We start from the raw sequence: 16,330 nt of genomic DNA, 5'->3' as shown, positions 1-16,330 counted from the left end.
TCAACGCGTTACTCCCGGCTGGTGTTCCGCTGCCCGCAGTTTCCTTCCCTGCTCACGGATCTGTTCCAAGGTTGCGCCTGGCGTGCTCGCCTCCTGGGGCATGCGAATTTCGATCACCGCCGCGCGTTTCGCCGCCAGCGAACGCTCCAGTGCCGGCAAGAAATCCGAGGTCCGTTCAACCGTCTCGCCGTGCGCGCCGAACGACCGCGCGAACGCCGCGAAATCCGGGTTAGTCAGGCCAGTGCCGTGCACGCGGTTCGGATAGTGCCGCTCCTGATGCATCCGGATCGTACCGAAGTGGCTGTTGTTCACCACGATGAACAGCACATGCAAGTCGTACTGCATCGCCGTCGCCAGTTCCTGCGCGGACATCATGAAGCAGCCGTCACCTGCCAGCGCCACAACCGTTCGTTCCGGATAGAGCGACTTCGCCGCGATCGCAGCCGGCACGCCGTAACCCATCGCGCCGCTCGTCGGTGCGAGTTGTGAGCGGAAATGTCGGTACGAGAAATGACGATGCAGCCACGCCGCATAATTACCCGCTCCGTTCGTCACGATCGCGTCGTGCGGTAAATGCGCGCGCAATTGCTGGATCACTTCGCCCATCTGCACGTCGCCAGGAATCGGGCGTGGCGTGCGCCAGTCGAGGTAGGCGCGGTGTGCTTCATCCGCTGAACCGGTCCATGCGGGTTGCTTCGGTGGCTGCAAGGCAGCGAGCATCGAAGCGAGTTCGGGCATGCCCGATACGATCGGCAAATCGGCCGCATACACGCGGCCCAGCTCCTCCGCGCCTTGATGCACGTGTATCAGCGTTTGCTGTGTCTTCGGAATGTCGAGCAACGTGTAGCCGCTCGTCGTGGATTCGCCGAGGCGTGGCCCGAGCGCCAGCAGCAAATCGGCATCGCGGATCCGTTTCGCGAGCGCGGGATTGATCCCAAGGCCCACGTCGCCCGCGTAGTTCGGGTGATCGTTGTCGAGCGTGTCCTGGAACCTGAATGCGAGGCCAATCGGCAACTGCCAGTTTTCGACGAAGCGTTGCAGGTCGGCACACGCCTCCGGCGTCCAGCCACTGCCGCCGGCGATCACCATCGGGCGTTGCGCGTCCTCCAGCAGGTCCTGCAAGCGGTTCATCTGCGCCGCGGAAGGCGACGCGGCGACCCGGTGATAGGCCGGCAAACCGGGTACCGCGGGGCACGCGTCGCTCAACACATCCTCGGGCAGCGAGAGTACGACTGGCCCGGGTCTGCCAGACGCCGCTGTATGAAAAGCGTGGCTGAGATATTCGGGAATGCGCCTCGGATCGTCGATCTGCGCGACCCATTTGGCCATCTGGCCGAACATGCGCCGATAGTCGATTTCCTGGAAAGCCTCACGGTCCAGATGCTCGCGCGCGCATTGGCCGATCAACAGGATCATCGGCGTCGAATCCTGAAACGCGGTGTGCACGCCAATCGACGCGTGCGTCGCACCCGGCCCGCGCGTGACGAACGCGACGCCCGGGCGACCGGTCAGCTTGCCGATCGCTTCGGCCATGTTGGCCGCGGCGGCTTCGTGACGGCAGACGACGGTCTGGATGCGTTCGGTCTCGTCATGCAACGAGTCGAGCACGGCAAGAAAACTCTCGCCCGGTACACAGAAAACACGTTCGACACCGTGAGTCAGCAGGGCATCGACTACGAGGCGCGCACCTGTGGTGGTGGCGGAAGCGGGAACGTTCGGCAGTGGCATTGCGATGAAGCCTCCAGTCGGTTCGGTCGGCTGGCCGGCCACGGGAGGGCCGACGGGCTTCGACAGCTTACGCCGACTCGACAGACGGTGTCACGCGGGCACGGATGCCGCAATGCATCAACGAAGGCATGCAGCGGGGGCGCTGTCTGCAGCGGCTTCACGCTGCGAAAACATCAACATTCGACGATATTCACCGCCAGGCCGCCGCGCGAGGTTTCCTTGTACTTGGTCTTCATGTCCGCGCCGGTTTCGCGCATGGTCTTGATGACCGAATCCAGCGAAACGTAGTGGCTGCCGTCGCCGCGCAGCGCCATGCGCGCCGCGTTGACCGCCTTCACCGAAGCCATCGCATTGCGCTCGATGCACGGAATCTGCACCATCCCGCCCACCGGATCGCAGGTGAGCCCGAGGTTATGTTCCATGCCGATTTCGGCGGCATTCTCCACCTGCTCCGGCGTGCCGCCCATCACCGCGGCCAGCGCGCCGGCCGCCATTGAACAGGCCACGCCAACTTCACCCTGACAGCCCACTTCCGCGCCCGAGATCGACGCGTTCAGCTTGTACAGAATGCCGATGGCCGCCGCCGTCATCAGAAAATCGATTACGCCCTGCTGGTTCGAACCCGGCATGAAGCGCGTGTAGTAATGCAGCACCGCCGGGATGATGCCGGCCGCGCCATTGGTCGGCGCCGTGACCACACGGCCGCCGGCTGCGTTTTCTTCATTGACGGCGATCGCGTAAAGATTGATCCAGTCGACCATCGACAACGGATCGCGCAGCGCCAGCTCAGGATTGCCCGACAACGACCGATACAGCTGCGGCGCGCGCCGCTTCACCTGGAACGGTCCAGGCAAGGTCCCGTCCGCATCCGGATTGCCGATGCCGCAGCCGCGCGCCACACACGACTGCATCACGTTCCAGATCTTGAGCAGGCCGTCGCGCGTTTCTTCTTCGGTATGCCAGACGCGCTCGTTTTCCCACATCAACTGCGCGATGCTTTTGCCGGTCGATTTGCACAGCGCCAGCAATTCGTTGCCGCTGCGAAACGGGTGCGGCAGTTGATCGGCGGCGCTCAGCACTTTCGTGTTCGGCGCGCCGGCGGTTACCACGAAGCCGCCGCCCACGGACAGATAGGTTGCTTCGCGCAGCGTCTCGCCTTGCGCATCGAACGCGCGCAGCTTGAGGCCGTTGGGATGCTCGGCGAGCGCCTGACGGTAAAACGAAATGTGATCCCTCGGCACGAAGGGCACCGGATGCGTGCCAAGCAGCGCCAAGGTGCGCGAGGTACGCACCGCGTCCAGGCGCTGCGCGATCGTATCCGGATCGACGGTATCCGGTGCATCGCCCATCAGCCCGAGCATCACGCCGCGATCGGTGCCGTGGCCCTTGCCAGTTGCGCCAAGCGAGCCGTACAGATCCACCTTCACGGCAGCCGTGGCCGGCAGCAGGCCGTCGCGGTCGAGTCCCTGGACGAACATCAACGCCGCGCGCATCGGTCCGACCGTATGCGAACTGGACGGCCCGATGCCGATTTTGAAGAGGTCGAACACGCTGACTGCCATTACTGCTCCTGCAAAAAAAGAAAAAGTTTTAGCGCGCCGGTAGCGGCAGGCACACGGCCAGCCATGCGGGCGGCGAAGGCGCCAGATGCAGTGCAATCGGCGCATACCTGCCGTCAAGCCGCGCGGCGAGATGAAACAGTTCCGTCGCGTTCTTCGGATCCCATTGCCCCGAGTAGCCAGGCAAGCCGGCCTCGCGACGTTTGACGTCGAACGGCACCTCGGAATGCACGAATTCCTCATGCGTTTTCGCACCCATCGCGTACGGCGTCAGCCAGTTCAGCGCGGCGGCCAGCGTCGCGCCGTTCGCGGCCTTCTCCGGCAACCAGTTGCGGTTGTGCCGGCGCGCCGCCAATGCTGCCGTGACGAGCGGCTGCAGATCGTAGGTCACGTAATGCAAGGCATCACGCTCCTTGAAGTCCACCGTCGAACCATCCGGCCCGATGTTGTCGCCAATGTGCTCCACGAACAGACGTTGTGCCGCGTTGATCATCTTGCGGTTGTCGAGCGTGAACGCCGCCATCGCAATCAGTTTGACCCGGTGACTCTGCCAGTTGTTGCGAAATGTGCCTGTAAGCGGGCGCGGTTGTGCGTCGATCTGTGCGATATAGCCGTTGGCGAATCTGGTCAGGAACGCCATCGCCGCGTTGCGGGTCTTCACCGGCAGCGCGCTGGCGGTCATGTCGTAGGCGAGGATCAAGCCTTCGAAATTCGTTTCGTCGATCGGATTGAAACTCGGTTGATAGGTCGTCACCCATGCATACAGCAGACGGTCGACCAGTTTCAGATAGCGGTCGTCGCTGGTGGCGCGCCATGCGAGCGCGGCGTCGCGCAGCAAGTCGAGATCTTTCTCCGCTTCGACGCTCTGGTCGTAGATGCCTTCGTGCGGCAACGTGCCTTCGGTATGCAACCTGGCGAGGGCATGCGCGGGATCGTTCAGATGCGTTTCGACATTACTGACGAGGGTCTTGACGCCGGGATCGGCGTTGGTGCGTTCACTGGTTTGCAGCGCAGGCGCTGCACAAAAATTCATCGCTGCGCGCGCACGTTGCGCCGGCAGCAGGATCGCGCCGCATACCAGCAGTGTGGCCAGCGGGGTGCCCACGGCCTGCCACGACAGCATGGGCCTGGAGCGGTTCCGGCTTTGCATCAATAGCACCTTTCGCGCCATGCGAAACTCCTTCGTTGGGCTGATTCGGTGTGTGATGTTAGCCGTTTGCGGACACGAACGACAGAACCGCGCGCCGCCACGAGGTGGCGCGCGGTTCAGGACAGCTGCGGCGGCGTTACGCGTAATCCGCGATCGGCACGCACGAGCAGAAGAGATTGCGGTCACCATACACGTTGTCCGCGCGGCCGACCGGCGGCCAGTACTTCTTCGCGATCAGCGACGGCAGCGGGTACGCCGCGGTTTCACGCGCATACGCATGCTTCCAGTCATCTGCGATTACGACGGCCGCCGTATGCGGCGCGTGCTTGAGCGGATTGTCTTCGCGGTCGGAGCGGCCGTCTTCCACGGCGCGGATTTCCTCGCGGATGGCAATCATGGCTTCGATGAAACGGTCGAGTTCCTCTTTCGATTCCGATTCGGTCGGCTCGACCATCAGCGTGCCCGGCACCGGGAAGCTCATGGTCGGCGCGTGGAAGCCGTAATCGGCAAGACGCTTGGCGACGTCGTCAACGCTGATGCCGCTCGTTTCCTTAATGGGACGCAGATCCAGAATGCATTCGTGCGCCACCAGTCCGCCTGGGCCCGAATACAGCACCGGATAGTGTGGCGCGAGCTTGTTGGCAACGTAGTTCGCGTTGAGGATTGCGGTTTCGGTTGCGGCGGTGAGGTTCTTCGCGCCCATCATCGCGATGTACATCCACGAAATCGGCAGGATCGAAGCGGAGCCGTACGGTGCCGCGGAAACGGCGCCAATCCCGTTCGGCGCGCGCTCATATCCGGACGAAATCTGGTTCGGCAGGAACTGCGCGAGGTGCGCGCCCACCGCCACCGGACCGACGCCCGGACCGCCGCCGCCGTGCGGAATGCAGAAAGTCTTGTGCAGGTTCAGGTGCGACACATCGCCGCCGAACTGGCCGGGCGCCGTGAGGCCGACCATGGCGTTCATGTTCGCGCCGTCCACATACACCTGGCCGCCGTGCGCATGCACGATCTCGCAGATTTCGCGCACGTTCGCCTCGAACACGCCGTGCGTGGACGGATACGTGATCATGATCGCCGCGAGCTTATCCGCGTGCTGCGCGGCCTTCGCCTTCAGGTCTTCAATATCGACGTTGCCTTGCGCGTCGCACGCCACCACCACGACCTGCATGCCCGCCATCTGCGCCGATGCCGGGTTTGTGCCGTGCGCTGAAGCGGGAATCAGGCAGACATTGCGATGCGCTTCGCCACGCGACGCGTGGTAAGCGTGAATGATCAACAGACCCGCATACTCGCCCTGGGAGCCCGCATTCGGTTGCAGCGACACCGCTGCGTAACCGGTCGCCGCGACCAGCATCTGCTCGAGTTGATCGATCATTTCGCGGTATCCGACGGTTTGCTCCGCCGGCGCGAACGGGTGAATCTGGCCGAACTCGGGCCACGTGACCGGCAGCATTTCCGAGGTCGCGTTCAGCTTCATCGTGCACGAGCCGAGCGGGATCATCGAGCGGTCGAGCGCGAGGTCTTTGTCCGACAGGCTGCGCAGATAGCGCAGCATTTCCGTTTCCGAATGATGCCGGTTGAACACGTGGTGCGTGAGATACGCGCTGGTGCGTTCGAGCGCGACCGGCACGGTGCTTTGCGCGGGCAGGTCAGCGTCGAGTGCGTCGATTTGCGGCACTTCTTCGACGAACGCCGCTTGCGCGAAGGCCGCGAGCAGATCGGCCAGATCGCGGCGCGAGGTGGTTTCGTCAATCGAAATGCCGACCCGCGTGTCGCTCACGCGGCGCAGGTTGATGCGCTTCGCGGTGGCCGCGTCATGCAGCGCCTGAGTGCGCGCGCCGGTTTCGAACGTGAGCGTGTCGAAGAAGGTTTCGTTGACGAGCGTGTAACCGAGCTTCTTCGCGCCCGCAGCGAGTAGTGCGGCGATCCGGTTGACGCGCAGCGCAATCGTCTTCAGGCCGTGCGGACCGTGATAGACCGCGTACATGCTGGCCATGATCGCGAGCAACGCCTGCGCGGTACACACGTTCGAAGTCGCTTTCTCGCGGCGGATGTGCTGTTCGCGGGTTTGCAGCGCGAGACGCAAGGCGGGCTTGCCTTGCGCGTCGACGGTGACGCCGACCAGACGGCCCGGCATCTGCCGCTTGAATTCGTCGCGCACGGCGAGGTATGCCGCGTGCGGACCGCCGAAGCCGACCGGCACGCCGAAGCGCTGCGTGTTGCCGACCGCCACGTCCGCGCCCCATTCGCCCGGCGGCGTGAGCACGGTCAGTGCGAGCAGGTCGGCAGCGGCAACCACGTGGCCGCCTGCCGCGTGGATGGCATCAGCGAGTGCACGGTAGTCGCGCACATCGCCGTTCACGCCCGGATATTGCAGCAGCACGCCGAACGCGTCGGCGCTCGCGGCGTCCGCTGCCGGCCCGACTTTCACTTCGATGCCCACGGGCATGGCGCGCGTCTTCACCACTTCGATGGTTTGCGGCAGCACGTCGTCGGCGACGTAGAACACGTTCGACTTCGGCTTGCCAACCCGTTGCAGCAGCGTCATGGCTTCGGCGGCGGCGGTGGCCTCGTCGAGCAGTGAGGCGTTGGAGATGGCGAGACCCGTCAGGTCGATCACCATCTGCTGGAAATTCAGCAGGGCTTCGAGACGGCCTTGCGAGATTTCCGGCTGATACGGCGTGTACGCGGTGTACCAGGCCGGATTTTCGAGCACGTTGCGCAGAATCACCGTTGGGGTGTGCGCGTTGTAATAGCCCTGCCCGATGTACGAGCGGAACACCTGGTTCTTGTCCGCCAGTTCACGCAGCGCGGCGAGTGCTTCGGCTTCGCTCTTCGGCTGGGCGAAGGGGCCGAGCGGCAGCGTTTCAGTGCGGCGGATCGTCTTCGGAATCACGGCGTCGATCAGCGCGGCGCGCGACGCGAAGCCGAGGGCTTCGAGCATCGCATGCTGGTCGGCCGAATCCGGGCCGATATGCCGTTCAGCGAAGGCGTCATGCACTTCGAGCGCGGCGAGCGAGAGAGGAGTGCGGTTCATCAGACGATCCGGGTGTTCGAGCTTCATGGGTAATCCTGGTGGTGCGGCCATCCACGGTCATGGGACGCCGCACCTGACGGTTAAGACGAGTTTTTTTAAAGGCTCAGGCGCCGATGGACTTGCTATACGCGTCGGCGTCGATCAGACGGTCTTGTGCTGCGCCGGCCGCCGGCTTGATCTTGAACAGCCAGCTTTCATACGGCGTGGTGTTGACGGCGTCCGGCGTGTCGGCCACAGCCGTGTTGGCTTCAATGATTTCGCCCGAGACCGGCGCGTAAATATCGGAAGCGGCTTTCACGGATTCGATAACGGCAACGGTGTCGCCGGCGCTTACAGTCTTGCCCAGTTGCTGGACTTCGAAGAAGACGATGTCGCCGAGCGCTTCTTGCGCATGGTCGGTGATGCCGACCGTCAGCGTGCCGTCCGCCTCGGTGCGGACCCATTCGTGCGATTCGGTGTATTTCAGATCGGCCGGGATGCTCATCGGATGCTCCTATGCGGTGTGTTCGGTGTTGACTTAAAAGACTTGAGAGTGAGACGCACGCGCCGGCGGGTTAGACCGCGAGCACTTTGCCGTTGCGTACGAACGGCAGTTTTACCACGCTTGCGGGAAGGGCTTTGTCACGGATTTGCACGTGGACGACATCGCCCACCTGCACGCCCTTCGGCACACGTGCGAAAGCAATCGATTCCTGCATGGACGGCGAGAACGTTCCGCTCGTGATTTCGCCTTCGCCAAGCGGCGTGACGACTTTCTGATGCGCGCGCAGCACGCCGCCCGCCTTGCCGTTTTCCTTTTGCAGGATCAGGCCGACGAAGGCGGCTTGCGAGCCGTTCGCTGCGAGTCGGGATTTGCCTACGAAATCGCGCGGCGAGGTCAGGTCGACCGTCCACGCGAGCCCGGCGTCCAACGGCGAGACATTGTCGTCCATGTCCTGGCCGTACAGGTTCATGCCGGCTTCGAGGCGCAGCGTGTCGCGCGCACCCAGCCCGGCCGGGCGCACGCCCTGGCGTTGCAGCGCGTCCCAGAACTCGCAGACGGAGGCAGCGGGCAATACGATTTCGAAGCCGTCTTCGCCGGTGTAGCCGGTGCGCGCAATCATCAATTCGCCGAACGGCGTGCCTTCGACGATGGCGGCGTTGAATGGCTTGAGAAGTTCTGTCGAGGTACGGGTGGACGGCGCGACTTGCCAGACCTTGTGGCGCGCGTTCGGGCCTTGCACGGCGACGATCGCCAGATCGCGGCGCGGCGTGATGGTGAGACCGTAGCCGCCTTCGGCATCCAACTGACCGAACCAGGCGATGTCTTTGTCGGCGGTCCCCGCGTTGACCACCGCGCGGAAATGATCTTCCGCGAAGAAATACACGATCAGGTCGTCGATCACGCCGCCGTTGGTATTCAGCAGACACGAATACAGCGCGCGGCCCGGCGTTTGCAGCTTGGCGACGTTATTGGCCAGCGCGAATTCGAAGAAGGCGCGCACACGCTCGCCGGTGAAATCGATCACGCACATGTGCGACACGTCGAACATGCCGGCGTCGGTTCGCACCGCGCGGTGTTCGTCGATTTGCGAGCCGTAGTTGACGGGCATGTCCCAGCCGCCGAAATCGACCATGCGGGCGTTCAGCGCACGATGGGTGGCGTTAAGCGGGGTGTGTTTGAGTTCGGTCATCAGGGCCTCAGGCAATCTCGACGGAAACAAAAAAGGCCATGCGGCTCGATCCCTCGCGGCTTGACGCCTGCGAGCGATGTCTTTGCATGACCCCTCTGTCCTCGATACCTGAGAGATTGCGCCACCGTGTGAATGTGCCATTCACCACGGTAAAACGCGCGCCCCTTCGGTGGGCAGCCTGCCTGGCACGAATGAGTTCGATGCCGGTGGCTACTGCCGCTCTCCAGAGTGCGAAAAACCGGTGCCTGATTCAGTCCGGAAGATGCCGGTATCAGACGGGTTCTTCGACGCGGTCGGTCCTTTTGCCTGAGAGTTTGCGGGTGTGCCCCTTCGGCGGCGCGGCCTGCTCAACACAGCGGCCAGCGCGCTCTCCCGACGCGTGCGGCGAATGTACGCGAGGGCTTGAGGCTTGTCAAATGAAGGTCTTCGAGGCGCGCGTGATAGCGCAGCGCGCGCAATTCCGCCAAAAAGAAGCCTGGGTGCTGACGGCAAATACGTCCTTGATGGGGCGCATTTTCAGAATTCACCGGCTACGGCAGCCATCGGGGTCTGAATATACTGGCCCGCAGCCGGTCGTCGCGCCTGGCTGCGCTGATGAACCGCAGCGCTACGTCGTCGGAATCCAGGCCCCACCATGCAGAAAGCCTACATTCATCAGATTTTCTATTCCGAGGAAACGCGCCGGGCCCTCGATAGCGGATTCATTCCGCTCGACAACATCAATCAGCGCCCCGACTGGTGCGAGTACTGGCCGATCCGCAACTTCCTCGCCCGCGAGACGCTCGACGACGACGCGTTTTACGGCTTCCTGTCGCCGAAATTCACAGCGAAAACCGGGCTGAGCGCTGCCGAGGTGCATCGGTTTCTGGGGTCGATTGAAGATGCTGCGTCCACTGACATCGTGACGTTTTCACCGTTCTTCGATGCCGGTGCACTGTTCCCGAACATCTTTGCCCAGGGTGCCAACGGGCATCCAAAAGCCTGGCCGGTGTTCGTCGAATGTAGCCGTTTGCTCGCGCCGCACGTCGACCTTGAAAGCCTGGTGATGGATTCCAGGCAGATCGTGTTCTGCAATTACTTCGTTGCCAAACCGCGCTTTTGGCGCCACTGGCTGAGCAAGGCGGAAAGGCTCTTTGAGATCGCCGAGAAGAACACGGGGCCATTGGCCGCGGCGCTCAGCGACACGATCGACCACAGTAGCGGCGCGACCCCGACTAAAGTTTTCATGATCGAGCGGATCATTTCGCTGCTGCTCGTCACCGAGCCGCACTGGCGCGTGCAAGCTTGCAATCCACTGGCGATGCCACGTCTCTATCCAGGTGCGGGGCACATCGGCGAGGAGTTGATGATGCTGGATGCCCTCAAGCTGGCCGCAGTCGAAACGGGCCGTTCCGAGTACCTGAGTGCCTTCGCTTCTCTGCTCAGCCGGGCAGCGCAGCGGATGGTGTCATTACGCTGAGTGTCGTGGTGCGATGGACCAGCGCGAGTGAGCGTGACGACGTCGGAACGAAACCGTCCGTTTGCAGATACAAAAAAGGCGCGGGGTGTGATCCCCGCGCCTGTGCGGCTCACGCAGATTGCCAAAGACTTATTCGCCGATCGCGTGTGCTGCGCCTTCCAGTTCCTGATTCAGCACGCGCTGTTCGTCGGCGGACAGACCGCCGCCATGTTGGGCGGCCATGTCATGCGCTTCCTGGCGGATCACGTCGAGGCGGTGATGCAGTGCGCCCCCTTGCGGCGGCGGGTACATGCCTGCGTTGACGTGCGCGTCGATGCGACGGCTGAGGTTGTCGGCGCGACCGTCGACCTGTCTGAGCCGTTGTACGGCGATTTCGTGTGCGTCCGGATGCGGTGCGGGTGCTTGCGGCTGCGTCACTACGCAGGCCGCTAGCGAGGAAACCAGCGCGCAGCCAGCCAGCGCACGGATGAAACGTTGCATACCTACTCTCCAATTTTGGCCGGGGCTGGCGCTTTAGCGCCTGCTCCGGTCCCATGCAAAATGCAGTCGACCGAAGTGCGTGCCAGGCACAGCCCCGAGCCTCGCGCAAAAAAAAGTTGCCGCTGTGATCTTCGTGATCGATCGCCAGATCGACACCGTGTAGCAACGCTCAAGCGTTGACACACGCTGACCCGGATGCGGCAACATATTGTAACGAAGCGTTCCTTTCGGAACTGTTACCGGCGGTTCGCGCCATGTAAGGTGCGCGTTGCCCGGGGATGTCAGCGAATGCGTTCGAACGGCAAACGTCTGCCTTCCGCTTCGCTGCGCGCGGCCAGTTCGATAATCGTCATGACGTCGATGGCATCTTGCGGGCTGACCGGGAACGGCTCGCCGTCGTGGATCGTGGCTGCCAGCGCGCGATAGAAGCCGACGTAGTCGCCATCGCGAGTCGGCAAACTGCGCTCGACTTCCTGATTGCCTTGATCCAGCACGCGCAGCACGCCGGCGGGGTTGCCCCCGGCGAAGCCGGCCTCGCCCGGGCGCAGACCGGCCCGCAACTGGTCTTCCTGAGTGTCCAGATCGCGTTTGATATAACTGCCGCGCGTACCGTCGATGGCGAAGCGCGGCGGTGCGAGTGCGGTGAGCGCGCTCGCATGCAGGACCACTTCGAGATTCTCGTAGCCGAGTTGCAAGTGAACATAGTCCGCCGCACCGCCGTTCTCGCGGTGCGTCTTGACGGTGGCCGACACGGTGGCGGGCGCGCCGAACAGAGTCAGCGCCTGATCGATCAGATGCGGCCCGAGGTCGAACAGCAGGCCGCCGCCGCGCGAGGCCTCTTCGCGCCAACGCGGCCGTACATCGGGGCGAAAGCGGTCGAAATGCGATTCGTAGTGCGTGACGCGGCCCAGTTCGCCGCTCGCAAGCAGTTCGCCAACGGTGAGGAAATCGCCGTCCCAGCGACGGTTGTGAAACGGCGCGAAGGTCAGGTGGCGCGCCAGCGCGAGATTGGCCAGCGTGAGCGCCTCGGTGGCAGTGAGAGTCACCGGTTTGTCGACGACGACATGCTTGCCCGCTTCGAGCGTGCGCTTCGCGAGTTCGAAGTGGGTGTCGTTGGGCGTGGCGATCACGACGCACTCGATCTCGTCGAGCGCGAGCAGGGCGTCGAGGTCGGGCACCACGGCGGCGCGCGGGTAGTCTGCACGAGCCTGGTCCGCTTTACTCGTTGCAATCGCGGCGACGGTGGCGCGACCGCAGTGTTCGATGACCGGCGCGTGGAAGGTGGCGCCAGCAAAACCGTAACCCATCAATCCTGTTTTCAGCGGGGCAGACATATGAGTTTCCTGCAAAAGTGACGCGCCGCTTGGCCACCGCGGCGGCGGCGCGTGGCCTGTAATTGTGGCATGTATGGCGAACGGGCAGTACGGCGCGGCGCGCGGGGTGCGGGGCCGGAGCGCGTCGGGGTCCGGTCAGGGGCTTCGCGGGGATCTCGTCGAGTTCTTCGTCGAGTTCTTCGTGTTAACATCGCTGCTCTCGCGCCGGGCAGCTCATTCGACCCGTCCCCACAGCGCCCCGCCTTCAACCGCAACACCCACCCACAAACGATGTCCGCAGGCCTCAACCCCGCCCAGAACGAAGCCGTGCGCTATCTCGATGGTCCCTGTCTCGTGCTTGCCGGCGCAGGCAGTGGCAAGACGCGCGTGATTACGCAGAAGATCGCGCACCTGATCGAAGTCAAAGGCTTCGAGCCGCGCCATATCGCCGCCGTCACCTTCACGAACAAGGCGGCTGCGGAAATGCGCGAGCGCGTCGGCAAACTGCTCGAAGGCAAGACGCTGACGACGCCTGGCAAAGAAGGCCGCAAGGTGCCCGTCAATCAGCTGACGGTCTGCACCTTCCACTCGCTGGGCGTGCAGATTCTGCGCCAGGAGGCGGAGCACGTGGGGCTGAAGCCGCAGTTCTCCATCATGGATTCGGACGACTGCTTCGGCATGATCCAGGAGCAGGTGGGTTCGACGGACAAGGGCTTCATCCGCAAGATCCAGTCGATCATTTCGCTGTGGAAGAACGGCCTGATCATGCCCGAGGAAGCGATCGCGATTGCCGCGAACGAAGACGAGCAGCAGGCGGCGATTGTCTACCGCAATTACGTCGCGACGCTGCACGCGTATCAGGCGGTGGATTTCGACGATCTGATCCGCTTGCCCGCGGAACTCTTCGCGAAGAACGAGCAGGTGCGCGAGCGCTGGCAAAACAGGCTGCGCTATCTGCTGATCGACGAGTATCAGGACACCAATGCGTGCCAGTACGAACTGGTGAAACTGCTCGCCGGGCCGCGCGCGGCATTTACGGCGGTGGGCGACGACGATCAGGCTATCTACGGCTGGCGCGGCGCGACGCTCGAGAATCTGGGGCAGCTCAGCAAGGACTTTCCGAAGCTGCATCTGATCAAGCTCGAGCAAAACTACCGGTCGACGGTGCGTATCCTGACCGCTGCCAACAACGTGATCGCGAACAATCCGAAGCTGTTCGAAAAGAAGCTGTGGTCCGAGCACGGAATGGGCGACACCATCACCGTGACGGGGTGCAACGACGAAGAGCACGAAGCGGAATCCGTGGTGTTTCGTTTGTCCGCGCACAAGTTCGAGCGGCGCGCACAGTTTCGCGATTACGCGATCCTGTATCGCGGCAATTTCCAGGCGCGCATCTTCGAGCAGGTGTTGCGGCGCGAGCGGATTCCCTATGTGCTGTCGGGCGGCCAGTCGTTCTTCGACAAGGCCGAGATCAAGGATATCTGCGCGTATCTGCGCCTGATCGCCAATGCGAACGACGATCCCGCGTTCATTCGCGCGATCACGACGCCGCGGCGCGGCGTGGGTAACACGACGCTCGAAGCGCTCGGTTCGTTCGCAGGGCAGGCAAAGGTCTCGCTGTTCGAGGCGGTGTATATGGGCGGCATCGAGGCACGGCTGTCCGCACGCCAGGTCGAGCCGCTGCGTACCTTCTGCGATTTCATGCAGCGCCTGACCGACCGCGCGGACAAGGATCCCGCCTCCGAGGTGCTCAACGACCTGATGGATGCGATCCACTACGAGGCCTACCTGTACGACGCGTTCGACGAGCGCCAGGCGCAGTCGAAATGGCAGAACGTGCTGGAGTTTATCGAGTGGTTAAAGCGCAAGGGCACCAAGCCTGAGCCGGCGGCAGGCAGCGAGTCCACCGGGTACGACACCGCCGACGGTCTCGCGGATACCGGCAAGAATCTGCTCGGTCTGATCCAGACGGTCGCGCTCATGTCGATGCTCGAGGGTAAGGAAGAGGATCCGGATGCGGTGCGGCTTTCGACCGTGCATGCGTCGAAGGGGCTCGAGTATCCGCACGTGTTTCTGGTGGGCGTCGAGGAAGGCATCATGCCGCATCGTGGCGGCTCGGACGACGCGCCGATCGACGACGCGCGCATCGAGGAAGAGCGCCGTTTGATGTACGTGGCGATCACACGTGCGCAGCGCAGCCTGCATCTGAACTGGTGCAAGAAGCGCAAGCGCGCGCGAGAGACGGTGGTATGCGAGCCGTCGCGCTTCATTCCGGAGATGGGTCTCGACGAGGCCCCGCCGCCGACGGCCGAAGAAGCGCCGATGTCGCCGAAAGACCGGCTGGCGAGTTTGAAGGCGTTGTTGCAGAAGCCTTGAGGGTGGCGCGGGCGTGGCGTGGATTTTCACATGCACATGCACATGCGTTTGCATGGCCGCGATAAAAAATCCCTGCTCGCGTTGTCGCGCGGCAGGGATTTTCTGTTTTCTACAGCGTGCTTATTTCGCTGCGCTCACCATGTAGTCGACGGCGGCCTTGACGTCCGCATCCGATGCATTCGATCCGCCCTTCGGCGGCATGGCGCCCTTGCCGTGCAGCGCGTAGTTATAGATGGTGTCCATTGGATCCTTCAGACGGGGGGCCCACGCTTGCTTGTCGCCGAACTTCGGCGCGTTCAGCACGCCCGCCGCGTGACACGCCTGGCAGACTTGCTGATAGAGCGCCTTGCCGGCCTGCGAAGCGTCGGCGCTTTGCGCGGCGTCGGACGGCGCTGCGGCGGGCGCGCTGGCAATTGCGGCCAGCGCCGCGGCTGCCTGCGACGCTGCGGCACCTGCATCGGCGGTGGCACCGGATGCTGGCGCCGCCGCTGCACTCGCGCCCGATGCGGCCTGGGTCGCGCTCGGCGCGGGCGGGTCGGCGAAATTGCCACCGGAATTGTTCGCCATATAGACGACCGCGCGGGCGATTTCGTAGTCGCTGTAGTCGTCCGGGCTGGTACCGCCGCGCGGCGGCATCGCGCCCTTGCCGGTCAACGCGGTGTGCCACAGGGTGTCGAAGCCCTGGGCGATACGGGGCGCCCAGTCCGCGGAATTGGTGAATTTCGGCGCACCGGCCGCACCGGCGGCGTGACAGGCCGAGCAGACTGCCTTGTAGACTTCTTCTCCGGTCTTGTAGACGCGCGGCGCATTGGCGTCGCGAATGTCGACCTGGGCGATGGGGGCGAGCCGCGCGCTGACCTCGGCGTCGGAGAGACTGTCGGTGCCGGCGCCCGTGCGCGTCCAGTTGTCCGCGTAGACCGCGAGAAGGACGATGATGACGATTGGGACAGCAAAACCGGCGATGATCGCGGCAACGAGCTGTGCGGGGGTTTTGATCGGGGCTTCGTGTGGTGCTTCGCTCATGCTTGTCTCGTCTCCCGTAAATATTGTGAGCGGTACAGCGTGACGGCAACGACCATTTCTTTATTTAGCCACCGACGATTATAGACGCAACGTTTCAGCGGCGGCGAGCGGCGCCGGGGGCTCTTCAGCGGGCGTTTACCCGTAGCGTGGATGCTGCGTGGCGGCGGGTTTCGGGTGGAGCAGTTGGGCTGAAAAGGCCGTCCGGTGGACGGGCCGGCGGAAACCGGGTATTCTCTCGGTCTCGAATGAGCGCCGTTTTCTTTCATGGCGCTTTCGTGTCGAAGCGCCCGTAGCTCAATGGATAGAGTACTGCCCTCCGAAGGCAGGGGTTGCTGGTTCGATCCCAGCCGGGCGCGCCAATAGCAGTAAGGCTCTCAGCGGTTCTTCTACGTCATCGATTCCCTCCGGTACAGTGAAAATACAGTCAGCCGGCGGCCGTCTGAAGGTCGACAACCTGCGTGTGCGGCTGAACCCAGCGTGCCAGGTGATCGGCCGACGGGTGCGCGTAACGTTGCACCATCTCCAGCGT

General features: G+C 63.5%; 11 protein-coding genes, 1 tRNA gene and 2 riboswitches. Of the genes, 3 read left to right on the top strand and 9 right to left on the bottom strand.

Annotated features, from left to right (window positions below):
* The 6 genes from VGH41_RS24155 to gcvT all read right to left on the bottom strand — a co-directional run bounded on the left by VGH41_RS24155 (nucleotide 1) and on the right by gcvT (nucleotide 9,150).
* Nucleotides 1-1,728, bottom strand: coding sequence for a thiamine pyrophosphate-binding protein (locus tag VGH41_RS24155; RefSeq protein WP_331600180.1), 1,728 nt, complete (start codon nucleotides 1,726-1,728; stop codon nucleotides 1-3).
* A gap of 173 nt (nucleotides 1,729-1,901) precedes the next feature.
* Nucleotides 1,902-3,290, bottom strand: a complete 1,389-nt coding sequence (locus VGH41_RS24150; protein ID WP_331600179.1) for an L-serine ammonia-lyase — start codon at nucleotides 3,288-3,290, stop codon at nucleotides 1,902-1,904.
* Nucleotides 3,291-3,318: 28 nt separating this feature from the next.
* The gene (locus tag VGH41_RS24145) at nucleotides 3,319-4,458 is read right to left on the bottom strand and encodes an alginate lyase family protein (protein WP_331600178.1); all 1,140 of its coding nucleotides are present in this window, start codon (nucleotides 4,456-4,458) and stop codon (nucleotides 3,319-3,321) included.
* Between the two features lie 115 nt (nucleotides 4,459-4,573).
* Nucleotides 4,574-7,504, bottom strand: coding sequence for an aminomethyl-transferring glycine dehydrogenase (gene gcvP, locus VGH41_RS24140; RefSeq protein WP_331600177.1), 2,931 nt, complete (start codon nucleotides 7,502-7,504; stop codon nucleotides 4,574-4,576).
* 76 nt (nucleotides 7,505-7,580) lie between these two features.
* Complete coding sequence (gene gcvH / locus VGH41_RS24135; protein WP_331600176.1) at nucleotides 7,581-7,961, bottom strand: glycine cleavage system protein GcvH; 381 nt, start codon at nucleotides 7,959-7,961, stop codon at nucleotides 7,581-7,583.
* A gap of 70 nt (nucleotides 7,962-8,031) precedes the next feature.
* Complete coding sequence (gcvT, locus tag VGH41_RS24130; protein ID WP_331600174.1) at nucleotides 8,032-9,150, bottom strand: glycine cleavage system aminomethyltransferase GcvT; 1,119 nt, start codon at nucleotides 9,148-9,150, stop codon at nucleotides 8,032-8,034.
* An 85-nt stretch (nucleotides 9,151-9,235) separates the two neighbouring features.
* A riboswitch (glycine riboswitch) is annotated at nucleotides 9,236-9,387 on the bottom strand.
* A 47-nt stretch (nucleotides 9,388-9,434) separates the two neighbouring features.
* Nucleotides 9,435-9,535: riboswitch (glycine riboswitch) on the bottom strand.
* Between the two features lie 249 nt (nucleotides 9,536-9,784).
* Between gcvT and VGH41_RS24125 the strand changes: the two genes are divergently transcribed.
* Entirely contained in the window at nucleotides 9,785-10,609 is an 825-nt protein-coding gene (locus VGH41_RS24125; protein WP_331600173.1) for a hypothetical protein, read from the top strand.
* A 129-nt stretch (nucleotides 10,610-10,738) separates the two neighbouring features.
* On the opposite strand, the gene VGH41_RS24120 is transcribed toward VGH41_RS24125, so the two are convergent.
* Nucleotides 10,739-11,089 carry a hypothetical protein gene (locus VGH41_RS24120; RefSeq protein WP_331600172.1) on the bottom strand — a complete coding sequence of 117 codons (351 nt, stop codon included), beginning with the start codon at nucleotides 11,087-11,089 and terminating at the stop codon, nucleotides 10,739-10,741.
* Nucleotides 11,090-11,370: 281 nt separating this feature from the next.
* Nucleotides 11,371-12,423: an oxidoreductase gene (locus VGH41_RS24115; protein ID WP_331600171.1), complete on the bottom strand. Its 1,053-nt coding sequence runs from the start codon at nucleotides 12,421-12,423 to the stop codon at nucleotides 11,371-11,373.
* Nucleotides 12,424-12,693: 270 nt separating this feature from the next.
* Here VGH41_RS24115 and VGH41_RS24110 point away from each other — a divergent pair, with 270 nt between their 5' ends.
* The gene (locus tag VGH41_RS24110) at nucleotides 12,694-14,778 is read left to right on the top strand and encodes a UvrD-helicase domain-containing protein (protein WP_331600170.1); all 2,085 of its coding nucleotides are present in this window, start codon (nucleotides 12,694-12,696) and stop codon (nucleotides 14,776-14,778) included.
* Nucleotides 14,779-14,898: 120 nt separating this feature from the next.
* Here the strand turns inward: VGH41_RS24110 and VGH41_RS24105 are convergent, their stop codons facing one another.
* On the bottom strand, nucleotides 14,899-15,801 hold the full coding sequence (locus VGH41_RS24105; protein ID WP_331600168.1) for a c-type cytochrome: 903 nt from the start codon (nucleotides 15,799-15,801) through the stop codon (nucleotides 14,899-14,901).
* 283 nt (nucleotides 15,802-16,084) lie between these two features.
* Between VGH41_RS24105 and VGH41_RS24100 the strand changes: the two genes are divergently transcribed.
* Nucleotides 16,085-16,160, top strand: a tRNA-Arg gene (locus VGH41_RS24100).
* Nucleotides 16,161-16,330: the final 170 nt, after the last annotated feature.

This window comes from Paraburkholderia sp. (assembly GCF_036488795.1).
In the GTDB taxonomy this organism is placed as follows: Bacteria; Pseudomonadota; Gammaproteobacteria; order Burkholderiales; family Burkholderiaceae; genus Paraburkholderia.
This window is presented reverse-complemented; position numbering and strand designations above follow the sequence as displayed.

Bases quoted from the DNA above. Each gene is read 5' to 3' on its own strand.
- VGH41_RS24145 (WP_331600178.1), bottom strand. From the start codon at position 4,458: ATGGCGCGAAAGGTGCTATTGATGCAAAGCCGGAACCGCTCCAGGCCC.
- VGH41_RS24110 (WP_331600170.1), top strand. From the start codon at position 12,694: ATGTCCGCAGGCCTCAACCCCGCCCAGAACGAAGCCGTGCGCTATCTC.
- VGH41_RS24105 (WP_331600168.1), bottom strand. From the start codon at position 15,801: ATGAGCGAAGCACCACACGAAGCCCCGATCAAAACCCCCGCACAGCTC.
- VGH41_RS24120 (WP_331600172.1), bottom strand. From the start codon at position 11,089: ATGCAACGTTTCATCCGTGCGCTGGCTGGCTGCGCGCTGGTTTCCTCG.
- gcvH (WP_331600176.1), bottom strand. From the start codon at position 7,961: ATGAGCATCCCGGCCGATCTGAAATACACCGAATCGCACGAATGGGTC.
- VGH41_RS24125 (WP_331600173.1), top strand. From the start codon at position 9,785: ATGCAGAAAGCCTACATTCATCAGATTTTCTATTCCGAGGAAACGCGC.
- gcvP (WP_331600177.1), bottom strand. From the start codon at position 7,504: ATGAAGCTCGAACACCCGGATCGTCTGATGAACCGCACTCCTCTCTCG.
- VGH41_RS24155 (WP_331600180.1), bottom strand. From the start codon at position 1,728: ATGCCACTGCCGAACGTTCCCGCTTCCGCCACCACCACAGGTGCGCGC.
- VGH41_RS24115 (WP_331600171.1), bottom strand. From the start codon at position 12,423: ATGTCTGCCCCGCTGAAAACAGGATTGATGGGTTACGGTTTTGCTGGC.
- gcvT (WP_331600174.1), bottom strand. From the start codon at position 9,150: ATGACCGAACTCAAACACACCCCGCTTAACGCCACCCATCGTGCGCTG.
- VGH41_RS24150 (WP_331600179.1), bottom strand. From the start codon at position 3,290: ATGGCAGTCAGCGTGTTCGACCTCTTCAAAATCGGCATCGGGCCGTCC.